The sequence below is a fragment of the Phytoactinopolyspora endophytica genome (genome assembly GCF_004138495.1).
Taxonomy (GTDB): Bacteria; Actinomycetota; Actinomycetes; order Jiangellales; family Jiangellaceae; genus Phytoactinopolyspora; species Phytoactinopolyspora endophytica.
Genome location: NZ_ML142856.1, coordinates 202,364 through 202,677 on the forward strand (window position 1 = coordinate 202,364; position 314 = coordinate 202,677).

Genomic DNA, 314 nt, shown 5'->3' on the forward strand with positions numbered 1-314 from the left:
AGCACTGATGGCGGGACCGACGACGGCGAGGAGTTGCCCGACACCGGAGCCGGTTCGTCGATGCTCCTCCTTCTCGCCCTGACGGCCATCGCTCTAGGAGCCAGCCTGCTGAGGCGTGGTCAGTCCGGGACACAACGGGGCGCACACACCGCCTGACCCAAACCGACGTCGCGCGACGACGATCGCCCCTCACCCGCATCGCTGCAGGTGAGGGGCGATCTAGCATGCTCAGGCGATGATCAGTTCCGGTGCTCGACAGCGGACGCGGTAGCCAGAGCAGAGAGGAGGACGTCCATCTCGGTGTGGGGATCGGG